This window comes from Burkholderia contaminans (assembly GCF_029633825.1).
In the GTDB taxonomy this organism is placed as follows: Bacteria; Pseudomonadota; Gammaproteobacteria; order Burkholderiales; family Burkholderiaceae; genus Burkholderia; species Burkholderia contaminans.
Genome location: NZ_CP090642.1, coordinates 1,502,129 through 1,528,525 on the forward strand (window position 1 = coordinate 1,502,129; position 26,397 = coordinate 1,528,525).

Annotated in this window: 23 protein-coding genes, 2 tRNA genes and 1 rRNA gene; 8 read left to right on the forward strand and 18 right to left on the reverse strand. The window is 65.6% G+C overall.

The features are described 5' to 3' along the window. Positions 1–44 precede the first annotated feature (44 nt). The 3 genes from LXE91_RS38855 to LXE91_RS38865 all read right to left on the reverse strand — a co-directional run bounded on the left by LXE91_RS38855 (position 45) and on the right by LXE91_RS38865 (position 1,830). A tRNA-Ala gene (locus LXE91_RS38855) sits at positions 45–120 on the reverse strand. A gap of 38 nt (positions 121–158) precedes the next feature. Beyond that, positions 159–235: transfer RNA gene (locus LXE91_RS38860), tRNA-Ile, on the reverse strand. Positions 236–298: 63 nt separating this feature from the next. After that, positions 299–1,830, reverse strand: a 16S ribosomal RNA gene (locus tag LXE91_RS38865). 611 nt (positions 1,831–2,441) lie between these two features. Between LXE91_RS38865 and LXE91_RS38870 the strand changes: the two genes are divergently transcribed. After that, positions 2,442–2,912, forward strand: a complete 471-nt coding sequence (locus tag LXE91_RS38870; protein ID WP_039362799.1) for a hypothetical protein — start codon at positions 2,442–2,444, stop codon at positions 2,910–2,912. A gap of 182 nt (positions 2,913–3,094) precedes the next feature. On the opposite strand, the gene LXE91_RS38875 is transcribed toward LXE91_RS38870, so the two are convergent. From LXE91_RS38875 to LXE91_RS38925, 11 genes are all read right to left on the reverse strand, one after another. After that, complete coding sequence (locus LXE91_RS38875; protein WP_039362803.1) at positions 3,095–3,781, reverse strand: DUF429 domain-containing protein; 687 nt, start codon at positions 3,779–3,781, stop codon at positions 3,095–3,097. 9 nt (positions 3,782–3,790) lie between these two features. Continuing rightward, the gene (locus tag LXE91_RS38880; protein WP_021161966.1) at positions 3,791–4,315 is read right to left on the reverse strand and encodes an HD domain-containing protein; all 525 of its coding nucleotides are present in this window, start codon (positions 4,313–4,315) and stop codon (positions 3,791–3,793) included. 121 nt (positions 4,316–4,436) lie between these two features. Beyond that, positions 4,437–7,907: an ATP-binding protein gene (locus tag LXE91_RS38885; RefSeq protein WP_039362805.1), complete on the reverse strand. Its 3,471-nt coding sequence runs from the start codon at positions 7,905–7,907 to the stop codon at positions 4,437–4,439. A gap of 3 nt (positions 7,908–7,910) precedes the next feature. After that, positions 7,911–9,161, reverse strand: a complete 1,251-nt coding sequence (locus LXE91_RS38890) for a metallophosphoesterase family protein (RefSeq protein WP_039362807.1) — start codon at positions 9,159–9,161, stop codon at positions 7,911–7,913. 64 nt (positions 9,162–9,225) lie between these two features. Next, positions 9,226–9,768, reverse strand: a complete 543-nt coding sequence (locus LXE91_RS38895) for a CbrC family protein (protein ID WP_039362809.1) — start codon at positions 9,766–9,768, stop codon at positions 9,226–9,228. A 78-nt stretch (positions 9,769–9,846) separates the two neighbouring features. After that, positions 9,847–10,419 (reverse strand): hypothetical protein, encoded by a 573-nt coding sequence (locus LXE91_RS38900; RefSeq protein ID WP_135370835.1) that lies wholly within the window; start codon positions 10,417–10,419, stop codon positions 9,847–9,849. Positions 10,420–10,579: 160 nt separating this feature from the next. Next, positions 10,580–11,350: a hypothetical protein gene (locus LXE91_RS38905; protein ID WP_039362813.1), complete on the reverse strand. Its 771-nt coding sequence runs from the start codon at positions 11,348–11,350 to the stop codon at positions 10,580–10,582. Between the two features lie 361 nt (positions 11,351–11,711). Then, positions 11,712–12,254 carry a hypothetical protein gene (locus LXE91_RS38910; protein WP_039362854.1) on the reverse strand — a complete coding sequence of 181 codons (543 nt, stop codon included), beginning with the start codon at positions 12,252–12,254 and terminating at the stop codon, positions 11,712–11,714. A 309-nt stretch (positions 12,255–12,563) separates the two neighbouring features. Further along, on the reverse strand, positions 12,564–12,908 hold the full coding sequence (locus LXE91_RS38915; RefSeq protein WP_235442636.1) for a hypothetical protein: 345 nt from the start codon (positions 12,906–12,908) through the stop codon (positions 12,564–12,566). Positions 12,909–13,009: 101 nt separating this feature from the next. Then, the gene (locus tag LXE91_RS38920) at positions 13,010–14,995 is read right to left on the reverse strand and encodes a gamma-glutamyltransferase family protein (protein WP_039362819.1); all 1,986 of its coding nucleotides are present in this window, start codon (positions 14,993–14,995) and stop codon (positions 13,010–13,012) included. Between the two features lie 231 nt (positions 14,996–15,226). Next, the gene (locus LXE91_RS38925; RefSeq protein WP_039362821.1) at positions 15,227–16,183 is read right to left on the reverse strand and encodes a LysR family transcriptional regulator; all 957 of its coding nucleotides are present in this window, start codon (positions 16,181–16,183) and stop codon (positions 15,227–15,229) included. Positions 16,184–16,285: 102 nt separating this feature from the next. Here LXE91_RS38925 and LXE91_RS38930 point away from each other — a divergent pair, with 102 nt between their 5' ends. The 4 genes from LXE91_RS38930 to LXE91_RS38945 all read left to right on the forward strand — a co-directional run bounded on the left by LXE91_RS38930 (position 16,286) and on the right by LXE91_RS38945 (position 20,664). Next, complete coding sequence (locus tag LXE91_RS38930; protein ID WP_039362825.1) at positions 16,286–17,410, forward strand: aryl-sulfate sulfotransferase; 1,125 nt, start codon at positions 16,286–16,288, stop codon at positions 17,408–17,410. A gap of 57 nt (positions 17,411–17,467) precedes the next feature. Further along, on the forward strand, positions 17,468–18,823 hold the full coding sequence (locus LXE91_RS38935; RefSeq protein ID WP_039362829.1) for a uracil-xanthine permease family protein: 1,356 nt from the start codon (positions 17,468–17,470) through the stop codon (positions 18,821–18,823). A gap of 308 nt (positions 18,824–19,131) precedes the next feature. Continuing rightward, complete coding sequence (locus tag LXE91_RS38940; RefSeq protein ID WP_039362831.1) at positions 19,132–19,644, forward strand: DUF2165 family protein; 513 nt, start codon at positions 19,132–19,134, stop codon at positions 19,642–19,644. A gap of 81 nt (positions 19,645–19,725) precedes the next feature. Next, complete coding sequence (locus LXE91_RS38945; RefSeq protein ID WP_039362834.1) at positions 19,726–20,664, forward strand: tyrosine-type recombinase/integrase; 939 nt, start codon at positions 19,726–19,728, stop codon at positions 20,662–20,664. A gap of 19 nt (positions 20,665–20,683) precedes the next feature. Here LXE91_RS38945 and LXE91_RS38950 read toward each other — a convergent pair whose 3' ends face one another. The 4 genes from LXE91_RS38950 to LXE91_RS38965 form a co-directional block, all read right to left on the reverse strand. Beyond that, the gene (locus tag LXE91_RS38950; RefSeq protein WP_039362836.1) at positions 20,684–21,163 is read right to left on the reverse strand and encodes an RES family NAD+ phosphorylase; all 480 of its coding nucleotides are present in this window, start codon (positions 21,161–21,163) and stop codon (positions 20,684–20,686) included. Then, on the reverse strand, positions 21,160–21,615 hold the full coding sequence (parS, locus tag LXE91_RS38955) for a type II RES/Xre toxin-antitoxin system antitoxin (RefSeq protein WP_039362838.1): 456 nt from the start codon (positions 21,613–21,615) through the stop codon (positions 21,160–21,162). The genes LXE91_RS38950 and parS overlap by 4 nt, the downstream gene beginning before the upstream one ends. Positions 21,616–21,979: 364 nt before the next feature. Further along, positions 21,980–22,183: a DUF1289 domain-containing protein gene (locus LXE91_RS38960; RefSeq protein ID WP_039362840.1), complete on the reverse strand. Its 204-nt coding sequence runs from the start codon at positions 22,181–22,183 to the stop codon at positions 21,980–21,982. A gap of 634 nt (positions 22,184–22,817) precedes the next feature. Next, positions 22,818–23,459 (reverse strand): HD domain-containing protein, encoded by a 642-nt coding sequence (locus tag LXE91_RS38965; protein ID WP_011349307.1) that lies wholly within the window; start codon positions 23,457–23,459, stop codon positions 22,818–22,820. Positions 23,460–23,673: 214 nt separating this feature from the next. Here LXE91_RS38965 and LXE91_RS38970 point away from each other — a divergent pair, with 214 nt between their 5' ends. From LXE91_RS38970 to LXE91_RS38980, 3 genes are all read left to right on the forward strand, one after another. Beyond that, a complete protein-coding gene (locus LXE91_RS38970) occupies positions 23,674–24,639 on the forward strand; it encodes a GlxA family transcriptional regulator (RefSeq protein WP_039362846.1) in 966 nt (321 codons plus the stop codon). 317 nt (positions 24,640–24,956) lie between these two features. After that, positions 24,957–25,268, forward strand: a complete 312-nt coding sequence (locus LXE91_RS38975; RefSeq protein WP_011349305.1) for a DUF4148 domain-containing protein — start codon at positions 24,957–24,959, stop codon at positions 25,266–25,268. 323 nt (positions 25,269–25,591) lie between these two features. After that, positions 25,592–26,305, forward strand: coding sequence for a dienelactone hydrolase family protein (locus tag LXE91_RS38980; protein ID WP_039362848.1), 714 nt, complete (start codon positions 25,592–25,594; stop codon positions 26,303–26,305). Positions 26,306–26,397: the final 92 nt, after the last annotated feature.

Below are 26,397 nucleotides of genomic sequence, written 5' to 3' on the forward strand. Positions count from 1 at the left end.
CAAAGACTCGAACAATCGTCATTCGAATGTTTGTCATTGAAGATTGGTGGAGGCAGACGGGATCGAACCGACGACCCCCTGCTTGCAAAGCAGGTGCTCTCCCAGCTGAGCTATGCCCCCATGAGTACAGATTTGCCTCAGGTGTTACCGCCAGACAATGGTGGGTCTGGTTGGATTCGAACCAACGACCCCCGCCTTATCAAGACGGTGCTCTAACCGACTGAGCTACAGACCCCTGAGTCTGTCTTTAAATTTACAGCCGATAAGCGTGAGCGCTCAACTTTGCGAGAAGCTCTGGAAAGGAGGTGATCCAGCCGCACCTTCCGATACGGCTACCTTGTTACGACTTCACCCCAGTCATGAATCCTACCGTGGTGACCGTCCTCCTTGCGGTTAGACTAGCCACTTCTGGTAAAACCCACTCCCATGGTGTGACGGGCGGTGTGTACAAGACCCGGGAACGTATTCACCGCGGCATGCTGATCCGCGATTACTAGCGATTCCAGCTTCATGCACTCGAGTTGCAGAGTGCAATCCGGACTACGATCGGTTTTCTGGGATTAGCTCCCCCTCGCGGGTTGGCAACCCTCTGTTCCGACCATTGTATGACGTGTGAAGCCCTACCCATAAGGGCCATGAGGACTTGACGTCATCCCCACCTTCCTCCGGTTTGTCACCGGCAGTCTCCTTAGAGTGCTCTTGCGTAGCAACTAAGGACAAGGGTTGCGCTCGTTGCGGGACTTAACCCAACATCTCACGACACGAGCTGACGACAGCCATGCAGCACCTGTGCGCCGGTTCTCTTTCGAGCACTCCCACCTCTCAGCGGGATTCCGACCATGTCAAGGGTAGGTAAGGTTTTTCGCGTTGCATCGAATTAATCCACATCATCCACCGCTTGTGCGGGTCCCCGTCAATTCCTTTGAGTTTTAATCTTGCGACCGTACTCCCCAGGCGGTCAACTTCACGCGTTAGCTACGTTACTAAGGAAATGAATCCCCAACAACTAGTTGACATCGTTTAGGGCGTGGACTACCGGGGTATCTAATCCTGTTTGCTCCCCACGCTTTCGTGCATGAGCGTCAGTATTGGCCCAGGGGGCTGCCTTCGCCATCGGTATTCCTCCACATCTCTACGCATTTCACTGCTACACGTGGAATTCTACCCCCCTCTGCCATACTCTAGCCTGCCAGTCACCAATGCAGTTCCCAGGTTGAGCCCGGGGATTTCACATCGGTCTTAGCAAACCGCCTGCGCACGCTTTACGCCCAGTAATTCCGATTAACGCTCGCACCCTACGTATTACCGCGGCTGCTGGCACGTAGTTAGCCGGTGCTTATTCTTCCGGTACCGTCATCCCCCGACTGTATTAGAGCCAAGGATTTCTTTCCGGACAAAAGTGCTTTACAACCCGAAGGCCTTCTTCACACACGCGGCATTGCTGGATCAGGCTTTCGCCCATTGTCCAAAATTCCCCACTGCTGCCTCCCGTAGGAGTCTGGGCCGTGTCTCAGTCCCAGTGTGGCTGGTCGTCCTCTCAGACCAGCTACTGATCGTCGCCTTGGTAGGCCTTTACCCCACCAACTAGCTAATCAGCCATCGGCCAACCCTATAGCGCGAGGCCCGAAGGTCCCCCGCTTTCATCCGTAGATCGTATGCGGTATTAATCCGGCTTTCGCCGGGCTATCCCCCACTACAGGACATGTTCCGATGTATTACTCACCCGTTCGCCACTCGCCACCAGGTGCAAGCACCCGTGCTGCCGTTCGACTTGCATGTGTAAGGCATGCCGCCAGCGTTCAATCTGAGCGGGATCAAACTCTTCAGTTTAAACCTGTTACTGTTTTCGGTTCAGTTAAGAACCGGTCGCTCACTCAAAGCTGACAGGAATATGAATCACTTCATAAACCTGACTTACTTTAGTGTGAGACTCTTGATACTTTCGCTATCTGATCCGAGGATCAGCTCGCTGCCATCAAGCGCCCACACTTATCGGCTGTTAATTTTTAAAGAGCATTCTGCGAGGAACTTCGTGTTTCCCGGCAGCGCTGCGTTTTCAGCAGCAGAGAAGCGAGATTATGAACCGTGTTTCGCAGCTCGTCAACAACTTTTTACACTACATCGTTGCGACTGCGGGGCTCAACTTCCAGGCCGGCTGCGCGCTACAGACTGCTGCGCTCCACCAACCTTGCTTCCCTCTTCCGCGCCGTGTTTCCGTTAGCGCGAAAGAGGCGTGATTCTAAGCACCCACCCCCCGACTCCGCAAGCCCTTTGTGAAAATATTTTGAAAAAGCCCCCGTGCGCTGACGCGCACGGGGGCTTGGGGCTCGACGGGCCGCGTAACGCAACGCGAGCCATCCTCTATTGATGTGACATATATCCGCCGTCTCCCAATACAGGAGGTCGCGGAACGAGCAAGGAATCGAGTGCCGTCGAGTATCATGCCGCGACCGAACCACGCACTCATATCCACGATGGACAGCACCACTCAACCCGGCGACGCCGACCTTCGCGCCGAATATGCCGCGCTGCGCGAGCGCGCCATCATCCTGGAAGAACAGGCTCCCCCGCTTCTGCAACGCATCTCGGATGTATTGCCGCGGATCAGCGGCGAATCCGAACTGGCGGACGAGCACCGCGAACGACTCGTCGGCGCGCGCAACGCGGCGATGGTCTCGATCGAAAACTATCAGCAGGCGATTCCTTTCCTGCAGACGGCCGACTCGATCATCGAGCAACTGGACAAGACGCCCGAGCGCGACGAAGACATCGAATGGCGTGAATCGCTGCTGCAACGGCTCGACGAGCTGATCGACGTCGCCGTCGTGATGATCGACGATGCCGAAGGCTACTTCGAACAGGCTCAAGCCTGCGACCTGTCCAGCGTGCCGAAAGCCATCCTCGAGGATTAAGTCACACCGCTCAGGCTCGCGTCGCGCACCGGCGTCATGTCGTGTGCGCCAGCCATTCCGATGCTTGCCAGCCGAAAGTCGCAGCCCGAGACGCGTGAGTCGTCACACCGACCAGCAGGCCAGGCCCCTCCCGCAAAAGCTCACCTTTTCGCTACGCCTCTCGCCCGGGCCGCGCGACGCGACTACAGCGCGTCGAGAACGATCGTCTCGCTCACGATCGGCACGCGGATATATCCGCCCTCCGCATCGCCATACGCGTGCGCATTCCCGTCGATGACGCATTGCGCCGTCAACGCGCAAAGGGTCGCGTCTCGCGCATCGACGGACTTCAGCGTCGACACGTCGACTCCCAGTCGTTCCAGCAATTGCCGGCGCTGGTTGCGTTTCTGCTTCGCCGATGCGACGGCCCTGCCCAGCATCGCGCAGGTGATCGCATAAGGATAGGTTTCGAAACTCGCGCGCCCACCTGAATAGCGGGCGCTGGTCAGCAGCGGATAGGCATCCGCGAGCGAGCTGTAGACACGCTCTCCCATGAACATCCAGTCGAAGAAGCCTGACGTGCTCGCCACCGCCTGCTCCCGCGACGGCGTCGGAAAGCACGAGATCCGTTCGCGCGCGAGCGCCTGTTCGGCCGCCCGGCGCCCGCTCCCCGTCCACCACAGGCTCGGTGCGTCGACACCCACGGCCACGACGTCATGGGCGAGGCACAGCGCAGGCACCGCCTCGGGCGCGATACGTTCCTCGCGGTAGACGACAGTCGGCCCGCGCAGGATCACGAGATCGCACTGCTTCTTTTCGCCACCCACATCGACACCCGCCACGGCCGGCGATTGCCGCGCGGCGGATCCGACGGATCGAACCGGTCGCATGCGGGCGCCTCAGTCCGCCGGCCGTGCGTCGTACGCGGCGTCGAAGATCGCCTCGAGACCGGGATGTACGCCGCGCATCGGATCGACGACCGACTTCGCCCAGTCGAAGTACGCCTGCTTGCGTTCGAGCGGCCAATCCGCGGGCGGATGCCGCGCGATGTCGCGCAAGTTGCAGATCTTGTCGGCCAGCTTCACGAGCTTCGCGCGCCGGCTGATCGTCGCCGCATGCTCGACCTGCAGGCGCTTGCGCTCCTCCTTCGGCAGCGACTTGTCGTCGGTGACTTCCATCACGATGTCCGCCACGTCCTTGCCGAACAGCCGCAGCAATTCCTGCTCGGTCGTCTCGGTATCCTCGACCGTGTCGTGCAGCACGGCCGCGACGATCACGCGCTCGTCCTCGACGCCGGCCTCGTTGGCCAGCACGTCGGCGAGTGCGATCGGATGATTGATGTACGGCGACGCTTCTTCGTCCTTGCGCCGCTGATTGCGATGCTTGTCCGCCGCGAACGCGATGGCGGCTACCAGCTTTTTCATATTCCCCCCTCGTGTGGCCTGACCCGCGACCGGCAGAACCGGCCGCGTGCATTTCGGAACCGCACATACTACCTGTTCGCGATGACGCTGCCCGTGCGCCAGCATCCACGCACGCCCCGCGTCACGCACCGGCCGGCGCGCGCTGCAGTTCGACCACGTTGACTCGCGCGCCGAATACGTCCCTCACGAGCGGCAGCAGATGGTCGTGGTGCGTCAGGAACAGCACCTGGGTTCGCGTCGACAGATCGCGCAGCGCATCGAGGCCGGCCTTCGCACGCGCGTCGTCGAAATTGATGAACAGGTCGTCGGCGACGAACGGCAGTGCGGTCCGGCTACCGAGCTGCAGTTCCAGCGCCGCGATCCGCAGCGCGAGGAACAACTGGTCTCGCGTTCCTTCGCTCAAACCGGCGACCTCGACCGATGCCCCCTTCGTCCGTCGTGCATACAGGGCGGGGGGCGTCCGTTCCGTATCGACGGTCAACCGCGCGAATTCGCCCAGCGTGAGCCCGGCGAAAATCTCGCCCGCGCGCCTGAGCATCGGCCCCTGCTTCTGGTCGCGGTAGCGATCCGTCGCCCACTTCAGCAACCGGCTCGCCGTGGCCGCCTCCAGATACTGTTCGGCTGCTTCGCCCATCGCCGCCAGCGCTTCCTGTCGTTTCGACTCCGCAACGGCCGCGTTCGACTGACCGTCGATCGCGCTGAACGCCTGATCGGCCACGACCTGCTGCTGTGAAAGCTCGTTCAGCCGCTTGCCGACGTCACTGAGCGACTGCTTCACCGCTTCGAGGTGCGCCGGTACGTCGGCGATGTCCTGTTCCGCGACTTCCGCTTCGACGGCGGACCGGGACAGGCCGTCACCATCGCGCACCAGCGCCTCGTGGGCGGCATCGACCGCCTGCCGAAGCTGGCGCCGGCGATCCGAGCGTTCGGCCAGCGGCAGGGCCTCGTCGATCGACACGACGCCGGCCAGTTGCAGCAGCGGCTGGATGCGCGCATCGGCACCGGCCACCGCGGCGGCCGCGTCCGCGACCTTGCCGTCGGCTTGCCGAACAGCGTCGTCGGCACGACCGATCGCGCGCGCGATTTCCCTGGCAGCCGCGAGGCGCATCGTCAGCCGGCGCGCGACGTCCGGCCAGTCGCCGCTCGCCAGCCATTCCGGCGCGAGCGCTTCGGCAAGCCGCCTCGCGCCCGCCTCGAGCGCGGCCAGTTCGGCGCGGATCGCGGCGATCCGGTTGCGCGGCGCATCGGCATCGGCCAGTTCGGCCGTCACCGTGTTGGCGAGCTCGAGCGCGCCCTCCGCCGCAGCCAGCGTCGCCGCGCTTGCGGACAGCTTGGCGTCGGCCAGCGCGTCGCGCCATTGCGCATGCCACGCATCGTAGGCCGACTGCGCGTGGCCGGCACGCGACTGTGCCGTCGCGCATCCGCGTTCCGCCTCCCGCGCGCGATCCTCCAGGCTGTCTTGCTGCGCGAGCGCCTTCTCTGCCGACTGTACGAAGGTCTCGGCGATCGCGACGAGCGCCGCCAGGCCATCCGACTCACCGCCTCGCGACACGGTACGCAATGCCGTGCGCAGCGTGGTTTCGGCACCCGCCCGCGCGGCGCGAATCGCGTCGAATTCGCGGCGCAGCCGGTCGAGGTCGGCCTGCGCGGCGAACACCGTGTCGCGCTTTGCAAGCCAGTCACCCATCGCCGCCAGCGGCATGCCGGGCACCGCGGCCGTCGTCGCGAGCGCAGCCCATGCGTCGCGATGCGCGGCGAGCTCACGCTCGCGCTCGTCCAGCGCGGCCTGCCTGCGCGTCACGCCGGCACGTGAGGATTCGACCTGCTGACGCAACGACTGCAATGTCGCGGCCGCCTGCGTCGCGCCGAGCTGTGCGTCGACGAGTTCGTCCGCAAGGCGGATCGCGTCGTCGACCGCAGGTGCGCCCGTTGCGAGATCGACCGCGCCGCTGCGGATATCGCCCCACGCGCCGTCGCGTCGCGCGCGCGCCGCCAGCACGTCGGCGGTCGTGACGACCTTGTGGTTCTCCGCGAAGTGCTTTTCCTGCAGTTCGAGCCGCTCGAGCTCCTCGAGCGCGCCGTCCCGCGCGTCGCGTGCAGCAGCGACCGCGCTCGCGCGTTCGCTGTCCTCCTTCAGCAGCGTGCCGAGCCGCGCCACCGACGGCACGTCGAGCGCACGCAGCGTATCGACCGGCATGCGCCACTGGCCGAGCGCATCGAGTGCGCCGGACAACGTGCGTTCGGCGGCGGCGATTTCTTGTTCGAGTGCCTGCTCGCGCTGGCCACTGTTGCGAAAGCCCTGCGCATCGGCCAACGCCGCACGCAGCGCCTCCGGCACATCGACGGTCGGCAGGCGCGCCTGTTGTTCCCTCACCTGCGCAAGCTCGCGCGTACGTTCGTCGAGCGATTCGCGCGCGCCGGCAAGCGCCTGGTGCAGTGCACCGTGTTCGCGCAACAGGTTTGCAACCGTCTTCAGCGACAACGCGGTCGGCAGCGACGCGCGCAGCGACGCTTCGTCCGTCGGCCAGTCGAGCTGGCCGGCCGCTGCAAACGCGGCCGACAGGTGCCGCTCGACATCCGCGCCGAGCAGCAGCAGATCCTGCGCATGATTCATGCACGCGCCGCGCAGCCGATCGAGCGCTTCAATGTCGGCTTCGAGCGCCAGCGTGTCGGCGTCAGCGTCGATCGCATCGCGCGCCTGCCGTTTCGCGAGCAGGTCGGCACGCCGCTCCTCGAGCACCTTCTGTTCGGCCGCGAGATCGCCCTGCGCCTTCAGCAGATCCGCATACGCGGTGGGCGGCAACTCGACGACCGGGCCCAACTCCGCCAGTGCCGCGTCCTTGACCGTCAGCTCCTTCAGGTATGGCGCCAGCCGTCGCACGCGTTCGAGCTTCGAGCGCAGCGCTTCGAGCCGACGCTGTTCCGCGCGTGCCTGCTCGATCTGCTGTTCGACCGCTTCGCGCGCCTCCTTGCGTTCGACCCAGTCGCGCGTGCGCACCTGGACCGTCTTCAGTTCGGTCACGGCTTCGTTGAACGACGATTCCGCGAGCGCAAACGCGCTGCCGCTGCGGCGCGGCGCCCAGAGCTCGACCGAACGCGCATCGAGCTCCTCACGCACCGGCCCGAGACTGCCGACACCGGCAGCCGATTCGAACAGCACCTGGCCGAGCTTGTCGGATGCGTCGAGAATGCTGCGGCCGCCGTCGACCAGACGCCCGTGATCGAGCCCGAACATCTGCTCGAAGAATTCGCGCGTGGCGCCGTCGAGGACGGCTGCCAGATAGTCGTCGGGCAGCTTGTCGTCGGCGGGTGTGCGCAGCGGACTGCGCCCGCGCGCACGGTGGAACGCGAGTTCGCCCGTAGCGCTCTCCAGCACGCCGCCGATCCGCAGTTCGGGCGTGCTGTGCAGGAAATCGAGCGGGGTCTGCAGTTTCATCCCGAACAGCAGCTCCGACACGGCCGTGCGGATCGTAGACTTGCCGGCCTCGTTCGGCCCCACGATCACATGGAAATCCTCGCCGGCCGACGGGAACCGCAGCGTCTCGTCGGTGAACTTGCCGTACTTGATCAGATCGAGCTGGTTGATCCGCATCGCTTACTCTCCCCTCGCCAGCCGCGCGAGCAACGCAGGCCCGACTTGCTCGACGAGTGCGGTAAGTTCGCCCGCGCGCGCCATCGTCAACAACGGCACCTCTTCCTTCACGTCGCTGCGCACCTTGCCGACGAACGGCTTCAGGTCGCGTTCGAGCAGTTCGAGGAAATCCGGATCGCGCGCAGCGTCGGCCAGGATCTGCTTCAGGTCCTCCAGCGCTTCGAGCTGCTCGCTTTCGCCCGGCTGGTGATCGGCCGCGGACGTCGCGAGCCGAACCTTCTCGAGCCACAGCCGCTCGTTGCCGATCATGCCGATCTGGTTCAGCACCTCCGCGCGCAACTGCGGCGCACGGCCGAAAAAGAGGCCATGCGCGGGTGTGCGCCCCGTGACCGTCACGCGCACCGCGCGCGGCACATGGCCGTCGACGGTCAGCAGCGCTTCCAGCGACTGACCGACCTTTCTGGACAGGTCTGCGACGGTGAAGCAATCCGACGCGTCGACCGTCACGGCTTCCCAGCGCAGCACGTCGAGATACAGCCGCTCGACCTGCGTGCGGCCCTGCTCGACCGTCACCAGCACCGCGCCGCGGCGGCCCGTCTCGCGGATATGGCGCCCCTGCAGGTTGCCGGGAAACACCACCGTGGACGGCCCCGACCATTGCTGGAATTCGTGCACGTGGCCAAGCGCCCAGTAGTCGTAGCCTTTCGCGTGGAGTTCGGCCAGCGTGCACGGCGCGTAGTTCGCGTGCGCCGCATAGCCTTCGAGCGCCGTGTGCAGCACGCCGATGTTGTAGTAACCGGGCACCGGATCCGGATAGCCGATCGCGAGATTGTCGACGACGGCCTTGTCCTTGAAGCTCTGCCCGTGCAGCGCGACGTCGAATTCAGGCAGCGTGTGGGTTTCCGCCTTGCGGTGGCCGAACACGGTGACGTTGTCGGGCAGCGTCAGCTTCTTCGTCATCTCGCTTTCGGCATCGTGGTTGCCGCCGAGGACGAACGCGCGGATGCCGGCCTTGCGCAGGCGCCCCATCTGCTGGCCGAAGAAGATGCCCGTATTGTGGTCCTTCCAGTCGCCGTCGTACAGGTCGCCGGCGATCACGAGGAACGCGACTTCCTCTTCGATCGCACGATCCACGAGTTGCCGCAGCGCCTCGCGCGACGCGTTGCGCAACTGCGCGGCCGGCGCGTCGGGATACGCGCTCAGGCCATGCAACGGGCTGTCAAGGTGTATGTCTGCCGCGTGGATGAACTTCACGAAGATTCCTTTGTTTCATGACGATGGGGCCGGCGATCGCCGTGCGATGCCGCCAGCCGGGCCATCAATCGCAATCCTGGTAGCCGCCGAGTTCGCCGCAATGGATACAGCGAAACATATACGCTGTCGGCGAGCCATCCTTGTCGAGTACGGCGAAGAAGCGCTCCCACTCGGCACCCTCGTCGAGTCCGGTCGATTCCCGAATCGACACAATAGCCTGCGGGCCGAGCGCGGTCAGTTCGCCGGCACCCGCACGGCCGATGAACTGCCCGCCATCGCCGCAATGCGTCCACCACCGTTCCTGCTGCCAGCCCTGAAAGCCCGGCGTGCGACAGGCGATTTCGTCGACGACCGCGTCTGGCACTTCATCCCATTCGCCGCCGCCGATGCCGTACGTATCGGTAAAGACTGCGTCGAGCCGCGCGTGCGCCGAGCCGTCGGCGATGCACCACGGGCAGATGCATTGCTCATACTCGTCTACCGCATACACAGGGCCGGCGTACACGTACCCACGCGCATCGCCGCAACATACGCAGCGCGCGTCCGAGCGGATCACGCTGCCCGTTGCCAGCGGGTCGGGATGGTACCTGAAAGCGGGTAACGACATAAGGCGCTCCGTCGATCCGGATGGTGGGGACGCACGCGATGCGAATTCGAACGGCCATTGTGCCGCAGCCCGGCCGCGTTACTGCGGAATCTCGTTCTCGACAAACGTGCCGTTCACGAAACGATAGACGCGATGCGTTGCACCGCCGTGCGCGAGAGATTCCCACCGGATGTCGAGGCCGACCGGGTCGTCGCGCCATGCGATCGCCAGGTAGGGCGATTGCGCGCCACCGTCGGTGTCGAGCGAAACAGAGTCGAGGCAGCTTTGAACCGGCAGCGAGAAACGCGGCACGGCATGGGTGCCGTGCAGTTCCAGCACGTACAGCGCCCCTTCTTCCCCCGCGCCGCAGTATCCGGTGGGCCGGCTGCTCGACGAGCGGTTGACGACGACCAGCAGATAGTCTTTGCCGTCGATCCGCTTCGAACGGCCAGACGGGAACGCCACACTCGATGCATCGCGCAATGCATGGCGAAGCGCGGCCGGCACGATCAGTGCCGATTTCCTGTGGCGGGCTGTGTCGACCTCGAACAACCTCGGGTGTGCCCATTCGATCTCGTGACCGTTGGCGAGCCGCACCGATTCAGGTGTCGGCGTTTCGGCGAAGGAAACGGCCGCATTCGAGGCCAGCAGCGCCAGCGCCGCGAGCTTCAACGCAATCGATTTCGTCCGAATGATCCGTGTCCGCATGAATCGCGCAGGATGGTCGTGAAGTTCATCGCGTGCGCCGGCGTGGTGTTCGGACAGCCCCGATCCAGGATCGTCCCGCGCGCGTCGTTCGTCACGACGCACGCGGCCGATCCACGCGGTGCCGTCATTCGCCGCGCGGCACTGGCGGCGGTGCATAGCCGTTGTCGTTGCCGGGGAACGGATTCGCGTTGCGGCGCAGCGCCTCCTCTTCGTTCTCCTTCTGCGCGAACACCGCGACGCCGATCACGCCGACATTCGCGGCATCGCCGTACTTCGAATTCGCGACATAGCTGTCGGGCACCGCCGCGAAGCGGAACGCGGCGACTTCGTCGCGGCTCTTGCGGAAACCCTCGATCGTCAGCGTGCGGCCCGGATACAGCACGTAACCGCCGTTCGTATAGCTGCCGGGCCGCCCCGACAGCACGTCGAGCCCGTCGACGCTCGATACGATCTCGAACGTACGGCGCCCCTGGTTGCGCAGCACGATCATGTAGCGCGAACCTTCGACGCCCGCCATGTGCCAGCGGCCGTCGTTGCGCGCGAGACGCAGCGGCGCGCCCTTTTCGTCCGTGAACGACAGCGCGATGTCGCCGTTGGAGAGCGCGACGCGGGTCGGCAACCGGCGAACCTGGGACGCGGAAAGATGTCCGGGCAACGCGTCGTTGTAGTAGATCGACGCGAGATCCGTCGGCTTCGCCGGATCCGCGCGCTCGAATTCAACCTGACGGGTTTCGGATCGCACCGACTCGCCCCATGCAGTGCCGAGCCCGCGGCGTTCGCTGGCGTCCGGCGCGGCGGCGGATGCGCTGGTACTGCCGGACGGCGGGGGCGGCGCTGCGCAGGCAGCCAGCCAGAGCGCGCAGGCGAGCGCGAGAAGACGGAACAGGATGGTCATGACGTGAGGCCTCGGAATGTTATCGGGCCGCACCGGACTGGCCGGAACGGCGTTTTGGTGTCGTCTGTCGTCACGATGTCGATCGGACATGCTGGCCCGAATCGGCCGGCGCCGCGATCGCGGCGGCCCGGCAACCGGGAGCCTCGCTATTTAAGCATGGCGGGAGGGCGATGGGCAGGGGGCACGCACGCCGCACGCCGCCGGTTCGTGCCGGCGGGCATCAGGCTCGTCGCGGCGCCGGATGGGTGGCGAACGCCGACGCATCCCCGTATCGAGGACGGGATGAACGACGCGCCGCGCGCCAATAAAAACGGCCCGGCCCGCGTCGAAGCGGGCCGGGCCGTGTCGGGAAGCGTAACGCTTACAGCGCGCCGCCTTGCGCCGACGCCGAACCCTTCACGCCGACCGATGCACCGCCCTGCACCGCGTTCGTCGTGCCTTCGAGCGCCTCGCCGGCCTTCGCCTTCGCGCCGCCGGCTACGTCGCCCACGGTCGACACCGCGCCTTGCGCGTGGCTCTTCGCCGTGCCTGCGACGTGCTTCACGTGCGATTTCGTCGAGTGGACGGCCGACGCTGCGGCATCCTTCGCCGTGCCCGCTGCCGAACCGACTGCATGCGTCGCGCCGCCAACCGCGTCGCCGGCTGCCGAGCCCACGCCGCCGACCGTCTTGCCGACGCCGCTCAGCGCGCCGCCGACGGCGTTGCCCGCGCCCGAACCCGAGCCTGCCGCATTCGCGCCGGCGCCGGCCTGCACACCCACGCCGCCGCCGAGCAGCGGCGTCTGAACCTGCGCGCCGACACCTGCGGAACCCTGGGCGCCGGTCTGGGCCGTCTGTGCGAACGCCGCCGAAGTCGCCATCGCCGTCAGTGCAGCACCCAGCAGAATCGTACGAATCTTGTTCATGGTCATTCTCCCCAAAGACGTTGTTGCTGCGGGCCGCCTTCGTGCGGCTTGTCGCATGCCTTGCCGCGACATGCGGCAGGTGGAGCTAATGTAGCGGCGCGGGCGAGCAAAACGACTGATTTGCGGGGACTGTTACTTCCGTTGCAAATGCTGACGATTGCCTCACATAGTTTGACAATCCCGGCTTGCAACGGGATTGACCAGTGGACGGCGTGACGCTGGAGACGTGCCGCGCGGGGCATTACACGACGGAGAAGCGACGGATCGCTGCGCATCGCGGCGGATCGGGAAACCAGGCAGACAAAACGGCTAGCAGGGAAACCGGCCGCTTCGATAAGCATTCCAGAGAAAGTGTATCGGCCAACCGTCGGTGCGGCCCGACAACCGGCTCCTCGCGATGAGTTCGATATCGTCGGATACGCAAGCCGCCACACCGGCGTTCCCCGCGGCACCGAACGCAAGCTTGAACGCTTTTTCCCTCAGCGCGCTCACGGCCGGCCGGTCGACGGCTGCGCCTGGATCGCCGTCGACTTCGTCGAACGACACCATCCACTGCGCATCGAACGGCTCGGCATCGCGACTGTCCAGTGCGCGATCGCAATCCAGGTCGGCGAGGAAATCGAAAAAGCCCCGCGCCGACAGGATGGCGTCCATTTCAAGCAGATGCGCGTTCGTCATTGCGACTCCTTCACGATGCGCGGCCCCGACCGCCCGATGATGCATACAGGCGGTTCGGGGCCGCGCGCGCTGCCCGGTTACGGTCGGAACGTATCGCCGAGCACGACGCCTTCACGCCGCGGATCGGTGCCGCCCTGCAACGCGGGCGACTGGCCGACCGTTACGCGCATCACGGTATTGACGCCGCTCGCCTGCGCGGACGTCGATACCTTGTGCCCGAGCGCGAGCAGCCCCGCGATCAGCGGATCGTTCGCTCCGTTGTTCGTCGTGTTGACGTTCGGATGCTCGCCGCCGATCGTGGTCGTCGGGCTGTTGCTCGCGCCGAAGTCGACGAGCCCCGCCGACTGCTGCGCGTCGAGCCCCCAGTCGAGCGCACCGACGAGCGTCTTGACCACGTACTGCGGAATCGTGCCGCCGCCAGGCGAACCGGTCGCCATCACGAAATCGCCGCGCGAGCCGTCCGCGGCCTGCCCGAACACGATCGTCGGCGCCATCGAGCTGCGCGGCCGCTTGCCCGGCTGCAGGCGGTTGGCCACCGGATTGCCCGCGCTATCGACCGGGTTCGCCGAAAAATCGGTCAACTGGTTGTTCAGCAGGAAGCCATGGGTCATGTGGAACGAACCCATGCTCGACTCGACCGTCGTCGTCGCGCTCAGCACGTTGCCGTCGCCGTCGACGATCGTGAACTGGTTCGTGCCGTGCTCGATCAGCGTCGTGTCGACACCGAGCGGCACCGCGCCCAAGTTGCCGGGCTGTGCGGTGCCCATGCTCCTGGCCGGATCGATCAGCGCCGCGCGCGATTTCAGGTACGGCTTGTTCAGCAGCGTATTCCACGTGCCGCCCGGCAGCGGTACGAAATCCGTATCGGCCACGTATTTGTCGCGGTCGGCATACGCGAGCCGTTCCGCCTCGGTGACGAGGTGCACGCCCGCGACGGTCGGCTTGCCGCCTTCGAGATCGATCGCCGTCGGCTTCAGCGACTTCAGGTCGTAATTCTCGAGCATGCCGAGCGCCGACGCGACCGCGATGCCGCCCGACGACGGCGGCGGCATCCCGCATACCCAATAGCTGCGATAGGTCGTGCACACCGGCTCGCGGCGCTTCGCCTGGTACGCGGCCAGGTCGGCTACGGTCGTCTTGCCCGGCGTGAGCGTCGACCCGTCCGCGCCCTTCGTCGTCGCGATCTTCGCAACGATGTCCTGCGCGATCTGCCCCGTGTACAGCGCGTTCGCACCCGACTGCGCCATCAGCGTCAGCGTGCGCGCATAGGCCGGATTCTTCAGCACGGTGCCGAGCGTCTTCGGCGTCCCGTCGGCGTTCAGGAAATACGCGGCGGCCTCGGGGTCGCGCTTCAGGTTCGCGGCGTTCGCCGCGATCGCGTCGGCGAGCCGGCCACCGATCGGGAAGCCGTTGGTCGCGAGCGTGATCGCATCGCCGAACAGGTTCTGCCACGGCAGGCGGCCGTGATCCTGCTGCAGTGCCTCGATCAGCCTCGGCACGCCGATCGTGCCGATCGAGCGGCCACTCGCGCGTGCGTTCGGCAGCGGCGCGGACCGGTCGGTCGCGTCATCGACGTAGCGCAGATAGTTCTCCGTCGCGGCCGCCGGCGCGGTTTCCCGGCCATCGTACGCCTGCAGCGTCTTGCCGCGCGCATCGTAGTAGAGCAGCACGCCGCCGGACCCGAGGCCCGTCGCCTCGGGCACGGTCAGGCCGAGCACGGCCTGCACGGCGACCGCCGCGTCGGCGGCCGTACCACCCTTCTTCAGTACCGCGCAGCCGGCCGCGCTCGCGTACGCGTTCGACGTGGCCACCAGATAGGTCTTCGCATAAACCGGCTTCATCCCGGTGCGATAGCCCGAGGACGCTTCCGGCAGCGACGGGTCGCCCGGCTGGTTCGAGCCCACCACGACCGTCGCGCCGCTGTTGTCGACTGCGAGGCAACTCGCATCGGTGGAGGGTGTCGGCGTGCGACCTGCTTCGCTCTCGACGTCGCTGCCGCATGCCGCGACCAGGGCGGCCGCGAGCAAAACGGACGCATACGGAAAAATCGCTGTTCTGTTCATTGTCTGCCGATGTTCTTGTAGGTCGTTGCGATGGACATCACGCTGCCTGCGACCCCCTCGGTGCGCCGGCAACGCGTTCGATAGTCCCATGAACAGAATTTTTTCCGCAATAAGGGAATGGCGTTGTGCGGCCGTATGTCGTGTATGCAACGTCACCGATTTCGCACGCGGGTTCGCGTGCTGCACTGCATCGCAGTGCGATGCACTCGCGCGCCCGATGTCGCGACGCCGTTACCTTGGTGCCCGGCGGCGCTTGCCGGCTGGCCGGCCGTCGCGCACGAAGCCGCTCTCCATCGCCTCGATCGACTCGGAGAAGAACTCGAGGAACATCGTCATCGCGACGGTCGCGCTCATATCGGCCCGTTGATAGATGCAGCTGAACGAGCGCGCGCCCGCATCGGCAAGCGGCGTCCATGCGAGCCGGCCGGCGGCCACGTCGTCCGCGACGTTCTCGGCGATCAGGAAGCCGACGCCCGCGCCTTCGGCCGCGAGGCGCCGCACCATCGGCACCGAACCCGTCTCGACCAGCGGCCGCACGTTGCGTGGCTGTCGTGCATCGATCTGGTCGAACATTGCACGCAGCTCCGTGTCGGGCGTCATCAGGATCAGCGGATGCGCGAAGCAGTCGCGCAGCCGTACCTTGCCGCCTGACGCCGCAAGCGGATGGCCGGGCGCCGTGACGACACCCAGCGGCTGAGCGAACGCGCGCACCTCGACGACGCCCGCCGACGTGCGCCGGCGCAGCGCATAGCCGATGTCGGCTTCGCCCGTCTCGACCCAGCGCACGATGCTCTCGCCGTTTCCCGAACGCACACTGTACGTGACACCCGGATAGCGCTTCATCGCGGCGAGGATCGCGTCGGGCACGAGCTTTTCCGCGGTCGACGCCGGCACCGCCAGGTTCACGTGCCCGCGCCGCAGCGCGCGCAGGTCCTCGACCTGCGTGAGCGCATTGTCGAAATCGCGCTGGCCGCGCCGCACGGCCGCGATCACGATCTCGCCGGCGAGCGTCAACTGCATGCCGCGCGGCAGCCGGTCGAACAGCGGGACGCCGACCTGCTCCTCGAGATTGCGGATCTGCTGGTGCACCGCGGCAGCGGTCAGGTGCAGCGCGTCGGCTGCCTTGCGAATCGAGCCGCGCCTGGCGACTTCGTCGAAACAGCGGAATGTCTGCGATATCGAACGCATGAAGGATCCGTTAGATTTTTCCGAACAGGCCGTCAAGAATAATCCGATTTTACTGACCGTCCGGATCGTCTAGATTCCGCTGCATACCCGTACCCGATTCGAATGGAGACCGCAGTGACAACCGTCGACCAGATTACCCAGCGCCGCCGTGGCGTCGGCCTCATCGCCCACGATCGCGCACTTTCCGCGGGCGGCTATACGCTCATCGCGCCGCAGACGGCCGGCGGCAACGTCTATCTCGTCGGCATCGACGGCGAAGTCGTGCATCAATGGAAGATGCCAGTGCGCCCCGGCCGCCATGCGGTGATCCTCCCGAATGGCAACCTCGGCTACAACGGCAACCATCCGCAATCCGAATCGCGTTATGCGCCGTGGTCGATGTGGCATGGCGGCGACTTCTACGAAGTCACGCCGGAAGGCGAAACCGTATGGCGCTACGAGGATCCCGCGCACCATCACGATGCGCAATGGCTGCCGAACGGCAACCTGCTCTACGCCGCATGCGAACCGGTCAACGCCGCGTTCGCGCAGCGCGTGCCGGGCGGCACGCCGCACGGCGACGACGAGGTGATGTATGCGGACGTGATCCGCGAAGTGAACCGGGCCGGGCAGATCGTCTGGGAATGGCACGCGCGCGACCATCTGCAGCCCGAAGATTTCCCGATCGCGGCCGGCTTCGGGCGCTATCACTGGCCACTCGTCAACGGCCTCGCGGTCGATGCGAACGGCCGCGTGCTGATGAGCCTGCGCACGACGTCGGGCATCATCGGCGTGAACCGCGAAACCGGCCGCGTCGACCTGCGGATCGGCCCTGACGTCGTATCGCACCAGCATGCGCCGGTGCCGCTCGCGAACGGCAACATCCTCGCGTTCGACAACGGCAATTTCCGCCACGGCGCGCATGTGGTGTTCTCGCGCGTGGTCGAGATCGATCCTGCAACACAGCGCGTCGTGTGGTCGTACGCGGACGACGTCGTGAACCTGTTCTACACGCCGTTCATGGGCAACGCGCAGCGCTTGCCGAACGGCAACACGCACGTCACCGAATCGTCGACGGGGCGGCTGTTCGAAGTGACGCCCGTCGGCGAGGTCGTCTGGGAATACGTGATCCCGTGGTTCGCCGAATACCCGGACGAAGCCGCGCGCAAGACCGGCCCGGGCCAGTTGAACAGCGTGTTCCAGACGTTCCGCTACAGCGCCGGGCAACTGCCCTGGCTGCGGGCCTGACCTTCCGTTCACCGCCGTTTCCGGCGCTCGTCGCCGTTCGCATCCTGGGGGCCTGCCGTGTCGCACGATCCGATCTCACCGCCCGTCGACGCACGGCTGCCCGCCTGGCAGCTCGCGCTGTTCGGGCTGCAGCACGTGCTGTCGATGGCCGCGTCCCCGATCACGGCCGTGTTCCTGATCGCAAAAGTGCTCGCGCTGCCGGCGGACCTGACGGTCCAGCTGATCGGCGCGACGTTCTTCGCGTGCGGGATCGGCACGCTGCTCCAGTCGCTCGGCGCCGGGCCGATCGGCGCACGCATGCCGTTCGTGATGGTGCCCGGCGGCGCTCCGACGATGCTGTTCGCCGGCATCGCCGCGCAATCGGGCCTGCCGACGGCAGCCGGCTCGGCGTTGCTCGCCAGCGCGTTCTACTGGGTGCTGTTGCCCGTCTTCACGCGCTGCCTGCGGCTCTTTCCACGCATCGTCGTCGGTGCGATGCTGCTGCTCGTGTCGGTCAACCTGATCCGGATCTACGCGACGATCGTCGTCGGCCAGCCCGGTTCGGCCGATTTCGCGCAGCCGCGCGCGCTGGGTCTTGCGCTGGCGACGATCGTCGCCACCGTCGTCGTGGCCGGTGCGTTCCGCGGCACACTCGGACGACTCGCGGTGCTGATCGGCCTGGTGGCCGGCGCAACGCTCGGCTGGGCGCTCGATGCAATGCCGGCGCTCGCCGACGTGTGGCACGGCCCGCTGTTCACGCATCCGGTATGGCTGCCGTTCGGAATGCCCCGCTTCGACGTGCTGGCCGCGCTGCCGCTGTTGATCTTCACCGCGATCTCGATGGCCGAGGCCACCGCGCAGACGGTTGCCGTCGGCGAAACCTGCGGCAAGGCGATCTCGCTGTCGCGCGACGTGCCGAAGACGATACGCGGCGATGCACTGGCGTCGCTCGCCGGCGCGTTGTTCGGCACGCCGCTGATCGTAACCAGCGCCGAGAATATCGGTGTCGTGCAGACGACCGGCGTGCGCTCACGCTACGTAACGGCTGCGGCCGGCGCGATCCTGATCGTCATCGCGCTGTTCGCCCCGCTCGCGCGGCTCGCGTATGCGATTCCGGCCGCCGTGGTCGGCGGCACCGCGCTGGTCGTGTTCGCGATGATCGGCGTGATGGGCATCCGGCTGCTCGCCAGCATCGACCTGCACGCGCGCGCCAACCAGTACACGCTCGCGGCCGCGCTCGTCGTCGGACTTGCACCGATCCTGGTGCCGAACCTGTATCGCCATTTCGGCTCACCGGTGCAGATCGTGCTCGGCAACGGCATGGCGGCCGGCACCCTCGCGGCCATCGCGACGCAACTGGCATTCGCTGCATTGGCGCGACCGAGCGGACAAACGGGAACGGCAGCGGCGACTGCGCCTTCGCGCGACGCATGACGGCGACGGCGACGGCGACGGCGACGGCGACGGCGACGGCGACGGCCGGCAGTGTCCCCCGCTTGACGACACTCGTGGTTCGACCGACAATCGCCACTCCCTCCTGGCGCGGGCACTCGATCCAGCCGGCGTGTGCGTCTCCTCGACGCCGCCCCGGCTTCAGGTTTTCCAGTCCCGATCTCCGCGCCGCCGTGCCACGCACGCAAACCGCCGGCCCCGCCGGACACGCTCACGCAGGTATCGCCCCGAACGCCGGCTGATCGCCGCGCGGTCGCGCTTTCGCCTGCCCGTTCACTTCGGAGTCCATTATGATGGTTCGTCTTTCCAAGGCAGCCATGGTGCTTGCCATGGCCTTTTTCGCGTCGCTCGTCGCGTTCGGCAACATGACCGACTACGCGACGAATTTCGCGTTCGTGCATCACGTGTTCCTGATGGACACGACGTTCCCCGACAACGGGATCATGTATCGCGCGATCGGCACGAAGTGGGTTCATCACGCCGGCTATATCGGCATCATCTCGATGGAAACGCTGACGGCCATGCTGTGCTGGATCGGCGGTGTCCGCCTGCTGCGCGCGCGACGCGGCGGCGATACGGCATTCCGCGCGGCCAAGGCGTATGCGATCGCCGGCCTGACGCTCGGCTTCCTCACGTGGCAGGTCGCCTTCATGTCGGTCGGCGGCGAGTGGTTCGGCATGTGGATGTCGAAGCAATGGAACGGCGTGCCGGACGCGTTCCGCTTCTTCATCACGCTGCTGCTCGTGCTGGTCTACCTGACGATGAACAACGACGGCATCGACGACGCGCGCACCGCGCACTGATACGTCGCTTGCAACGTGCCGGGCGGCCAACAGAACATCGTAGCGATTGCGGGCGTGACCGCGGCCGGCTATAAATCGTGCATGGACACGAATCGCTGGATTCACGACCCCGTTGGCACCTTCCGCGCGTGGCAGGAAACCACCGCGACCGGCGCCGATCGCCAGCCGTTCGCGCCGCGCTCGGTCGTGCAGCACGTCGCGATGTTCGAACGGTTCCTGCGTTCTCTGATCGCTCAACGCGTGTCGCTGGTCACGTTCGGACCCGACCACGTCGCGGCCTTTCTGGCGGAACTCGATCGCACCTGCACGCCCGGCACGTCGACCCGCGTGCGCTACGCGAAGCTGATCGACCGGCTGAGCCGGCACCTGGTCGAAGCGGGCGTGCGCACGATCCATCCGGCCGGCCGGACGACGCGCGATTTCGCATGGCCGGACGGCGAGCCCGAGCCGTGCTATCTGCCGCCTGATGCCGACGCGGCGCTGCAGCGCCACGTGCAGCCGCGAGCAAACGACACGCCCACCGACTGCCGGAATCGCGCGATCGTCGCGCTGCTGCTTGCGAGCGGCATCACATCGGCCGAAATACGGGCGACCACCTGCGACGCACCTGATCTCGACGCGCAGCCGCCTGCGCTCTCCGTGCCGCGCGATCGGGCGCGGCCGGCGCGCCGAATCACGCTCGACGAATTTGCACTGGCGCCGCTCGCCGCCTGGCGCGTGCGCTCGGCCGACACACCGCCCTCCGCGTTGCTGTTTCCCGCGCCGCGCGGCGGTGGCGCGATGAACGACATGTTCCTGCTGCTCGTAGTGCGCGACGCGCTGACCACGATCGGCTTCCACGCGGCGGACATGAGCCCGCGCGTGCTGCGCAATACGTATGCGCGCCGCCAGTTGCTTGCAGGCCACGCGCATGCCGACGTCAGTGCGATGCTCGGTCTCGTCAGCACGCGAACGGTCACGCGGATCCGGCAGACGCTGCCGACCGATGCGGCCGCGGATCGCGCCGCACACGAGCGCTGATCGCGCGCCGTCCCGTTCCCTATTCGCCCGGCGGCGACTGGATCAGCCGCAGAATCCGGGTGTCGTACGGCGATTGCATGACTTCCGCGATACGGACCCCGGAAGCGGCCGGATGCAGCGGATTCAGCAGGAAGTTGTGCGCGTGCGGCACGACGACGCTCGGCACGCGCAGCAGCGCGCTCGGCTGCGTGTGCAGCCACTCGGTGCCGGCGCTGCGGGTCCAGTCGACGTTGGTTCGCCAGTCGTCAGGCGCGTCGCCCTCCGCAATTTCGGCGATATCGACCGAATCGGCCACCTCGACGCGAAGCAACTGGTAGCCGCTCGGCAATTGCGCGACCGTGGCGATTTCGAAATGAACGAGTGTCTCGAGCAGCGCGAGGGCCGGATGCTCGGCGAGATACACGACGGGCTGCCCGGCAAAATGCCAGCGCCCGCCGGCGCGCAACCCGCCGATGCCTTTCAGGTCGGCGAAATTGCTGATCCGCCACAGCATCGTCAAGCGAAGTACCCCTCGTCGATCTGCGTGAGGACTTCCTCGACGAGCCGCGCGCCATGCTCGGTGCTCGCCATGTCGAGCGACGTGCGGCCGCCGAAGCGCTGAAGCCCGTTGCGCAGCCATGCCATCGCCTTCTCCTGGTCGCCGAACGTGGCCGTCGCCTGCGCGACGATGCGCGCGAGACGGATCGCCTTGTCGGATTCCTCCTGCGACAGGCGTTCGTGCGCCTGACGACGATGGCTCAGCGTGCGACGCGGAATGATGAAGGCCAGCTCGTCGGATTTCAGACCGCGCTCGGACAGCCGGTCGATCACCGAGACGTCGACGCGTGCGCTCGCCAGCTCGGCAAGATCGGCCCCCGATCGGACACGGATTGCCAGCAGCTGTTCGAGAATCGTGAATTCGGCCTGGCGCGGATGCGCGACGCCCGAAGGATGGAAAGCAATGGTGCTCATGACCTCTCCCGGCAATTTGCCCAACCATTATAGGCGTTTTGCCGAAAAACATGCGGACATGGATGATGGGCGCGCGTGGGTGTTCGTCGGGGTACCTGCGAAGGCGAGGGCGACATGCCCGTTCCACATGAAGACAAGCGTCTGTGGCCGCGAATCGAAGATTCGCCTCGGGGAACGGGTGCAATAATTCAGTATATAAAGTCCCGACGACGTCGCACGGTTGTCACGTAACAACTTTTTAAACTGCTTTCATTTGCGCCGATTTCGCCGGTTCATCCTTCGGGACAAAGTCGCGCGGTTCGATCACGGCTTGGATATGCTCTTCGAGCGTGCCCCTGTCACCCGGAACGCCGCTCCAGGCGATTCACCGTCCGTCGCGACGGAATCGCATCGCCGTGCACTCGTGCCGGATGCGTTCCCATATCGCGTGTTTCTCGTCATCGTTCATGAAAACCCAGTGCGAGACCTCGTCGGCCGTTCGGCCGCATCCCTTGCAGACATCGTCGAACAACGTCGAGCACACCCCGACACAGGGACTGTCGGGCAAGTCATGAAGTGTGGAAGCCATTGAAACGCTCGTATCGGTTCAAATCCGGCAGCGCAACGAATCACGCCCCCATAAACGGGTACCTTTCCATCGGCGACGCGGGCGATGCCACAACACCTACCCGCCCTGCTTGCCTCGACTCCGCAGCAAGCCGAATCTATGTCGTCTCGATGCCCGCGCCATAAAGTCGTCCCGGACTTCGCACAGTTGCCGGCTTGTCGCGAAGAATGTCCTTCGACACCCCGACGATCTGACGCGCGCTGCTGTCCAACGACATCTGCCGGCCGCTAACCGTCGGGAAGCACGCAAACATCGGCGTCTGCTCTCTGACTGCCGAGTCGGTTTCCGCCTCGTGTATCGGCCGATCTCGTCGGTCACGGCAAACGTGTCGTACGCGCCGACACCCCTGGCGTGCATGCGCTGCGCCAAGATCACTGCGCGATCGCGCCAGACGTCCTGCAACGGTGCGGAGTCGCCCGGGCCGGCTTTCCGAATGATGGTGTTGACGCCGGACAATGCGGCGATCACGAGTGCCCGGGTTCGATCGCGCGGTTGGCATACACGGTCGAACTACCTGGTCATTCAGTAGCCACGATTCCCTATTCGCGCACGACCTACGCCCAATACCCGGGATCGTGCGCCATACCGCGAGCAATCAGCCGGCCCACGCGGACGACCGGATCACGCTGCAGAAATTGCCCGCGTGGAAATGCGGATCCTTGTCTGCCAGCACGTCGGCCTTCACGTTGCCGAACGTCGTGTCAGGCTTGTGCTTGATCCCGTCGTAGAACGCCTGAATGATGTCTTCCTTGAAGTGCGGCGTACGCGGATGCGCACGAACGACGGCCTCGCGCTCCACGTCGCTGTATTCCGGATACGTCAGGCCCAGCACGTCCATTTCGACGCCCGCGGTAACGAGCGCGATCACCGGGTGCATGTGCTGCGGAATGCCCGGCGTGGTATGCAGCGCGATCGAAGTCCAGACGACGTCGATATCCTGCTGCGAGATGCCCTTGCCCTTCAGGAAATCGCGGGCGGCATTGGCACCGTCGACCTCGAACCGCTCGCATGCGCTGCTGTGTTTGTGCGTGAGCCCCATGTCATGGAACATGCAGCCGCAGTAGAGCAGCTCGGGATCGTATTTCAGCCCGCGCCGCTGGCCCGCGAGCGCCGCGAAATAGAAGACTCGGCTGGAATGATGAAACAGCAACGGAGACGCGGTATCGCGAACGAGCTCGGTGATCTCGCGCGTCAATTGGCTATCGGGAATGGTGATGCCTGCAACGTTCTCAGTCATGATCGACCTCCATTGAAAACACCCTCGATTCTCCGGAACCCGATAGATGTCTTCAATAGACGTATTACGTCAAATTCTGCCATTTTGCGCGACGGACGGACACGGCGCCCGCGCGGCAAAAAGAACGCGGCAAACAGGCTCCACCACCCGCCTCGCGCACCGCTCACGCCTCTATACTGCTATCCGTCGCGTTCGACACAACACACAATCGATCATGCCGAAGATCGTGGGAATTTTCGCCGTTCCGGGCGTTCAACTGCTCGATGTCTCCGCACCGCTCGACGTCTTCGCGCAAGCGAACGCCGAATGCGGGAAGCCGTTCTATACGTTGCGGATCATCGCGAGCGAGTCGGGCCCGATCCGCAGCTCGTCCGGTGCGCAGTTGCTGCCTGACTGGATCGTTCCCGACATTCCGGAGCGCATCGACACGCTGCTGGTCGCCGGCGCGCCGAGCGCCGGCCGGATCTCGCTGCGCACCGACGTCCTCGCGTGGCTGCGAACGACTGCCGTGCAGAGCAAGCGCTACGGCTCGATCTGCACCGGCGCGTTCATCCTCGCGGCCACCGGCCTGCTGAAAGGGCGTCACCTGACCACGCACTGGGCCGCAGCCGACGCGCTTGCCGAAGCGTATCCATCGCTCGCCGTCGACGCGGACGCGCTGTACGTGCGCGACGGCAAGCTGCGCACCGGCGCCGGCGTCACGGCCGGGCTCGATCTCGCACTCGCGCTGGTCGAGGAAGATCTCGGCCGCGAGATCGCGCGGCGCGTCGCCGCGCAACTGGTCATGTTCTTCAAGCGCCCGGGCGGACAACTCCAATTCAGCCGCAAGGGCGAGGCGCGCCCCGCCGGACGTTCGGTACTGCAGGAGGTCCAGCGCTGGATCGCGGCGAATCCGGAACTCGAGCATTCGGTGGCGGAGATGGCGAAGCATGCGGGCATGAGCCCGCGCCACTTCGCACGGCTGTTCCGCGCGGAAGTCGGCATGACGCCGGCCGCATGGGTCGAGGCGACCCGCATTTCGGCCGCCCGCCACTTGCTCGAGAACGGCCACGACACGCCGAAACAGGTCGCCGCGAAATGCGGCTTCGCAAATGTCGATACGCTCAGGCGGTCGTTCACCCGGCACGTCGGAATCACGCCTGCCGAATACCGGAAACGGCAGGCGGTCCTGGTCGAGTGACGCGGCAATTCGCGCGATACCGAGCGAACGATATCAACTGCCCCGCTCCAATACTTCGTAATCCGATTTAACTGATCGTTTTGTGGCGCCGACCGATCGACGACATCGCCCCGCACATAGCTCCGTCCGCAGTCCATATCGAGCGCCGGACGGCCGCACAATCATCAGACGAAATACCCGCCAACCCGGATCGTTTACCCAGTTGCAATAATTATTCGCTGGAACGCGTATTTCCGACCGGTAACGCGATCGCTACGATGCAATCAACCGCTGAACGCAACAAGCGAGGCGCGAAATCAATGAAACCGGAGGTCATCATGAAGTCGTTCATCTACGCTGTCGTCGCCGCAACCGCCCTGTCCGCGTCGTACGGTGCATTCGCACAGTCGAACCCGTCGGGCCAGCTGACGCGCGCCCAGGTGCGCGCGGAACTCGTCCAGCTCGAACAGGCCGGCTACAAGCCCGAAGTCTCCGACCAGTATTACCCGCGTGCGTTGCAGACCGCCCAGGCCCGCGTGACGAACGCCGATGAAACCGGCTACGGCGCGCAAGCCGCCGCCGGCGTGCGCGCCGGCCGTGCGATCGCGGTCAAGCAGGACGGCCGCGACTCCGTATATTTCGGCCAGTAAGCAGAGCACGCCCCACGCGTATTCCGATACGCACGCGGCAAACGAAACACCCCGCTCCCGTTTATCGGGGCGGGGTGTTTGCTTTCCGGACGACCGCCTCCGGAGCGAATCGCGCACCTCGATCGAAGCGATCTCGCAGATCGCGAGTCGCACGGCGCGCGACACGCCGGCAGCCTGTGTTTGCGCATAGAATGGCCGCGTGGTCGGTGCCGGCCGAAACGAACGCGAGCGGAACCACGACGCCCGGCTTGCCCGATCGTCGCCGTGCCCGCAGGCCGGCCCCGATGCCGCACTCATCGCATTTTTCGAAAAGGAGCGGTTTCATGTCTCAAACATCCGGTTCCATGATCACGTTTCGACGCCCGGACGGCCAGGAACTGCAGGGCTATCTTGCCACGCCGGCCAAGACCGAAGGTGCGCCCGCGGTCGTCGTCATCCAGGAATGGTGGGGGCTGAACGACCAGATCCGCGGCGTCGCGGATCGCCTCGCGCGCTGTGGCTACTTCGCGCTCGTGCCCGACCTGTATCGCGGCAAATCGACGGTCGAGGAAGAGGAAGCACACCACCTGATGACCGGGCTCGATTTCGGCGACGCAGCTTCACAGGACATTCCGGGCGCCGTCACGCATCTGAAGACGCTCGCCTCGCGTGTCGCGGTGACGGGTTACTGCATGGGCGGCGCACTCACGCTGCTGTCGCTGCAGTTCGCCGATGCGGATGCGGGCGTCACGTGGTACGGCCTCCCGCCGCTCGACTACCTCGATCCGGCGAAGATCAAGGTGCCGCTGATGGGCCACTGGAGCACGCAGGACGCGTTCTTCGCGATCGACCAGGTCGATGCGCTCGAGAAGAAGCTGACCGATGCAAAGGTCAATGTCGAATTCCATCGCTATCTCGCGCATCACGCGTTCGCGAACGAAACGGCCGTCGGCCCCGGCCGCATCGCCGGCACACAGTTCGATCCGGTATGGTCGCAAATGGCGTGGGATCGCACGCTGACGTTCTTCGGCCGCACGCTTTGGGCGAAGCAGGGGTAACGTCACACCACGTTCGACGCACACTGCGGCCGCGCATGCGTCGGACAGCCGCACAAGGAAAAACGCCACGGACGAAAGTCCGTGGCGTTTTC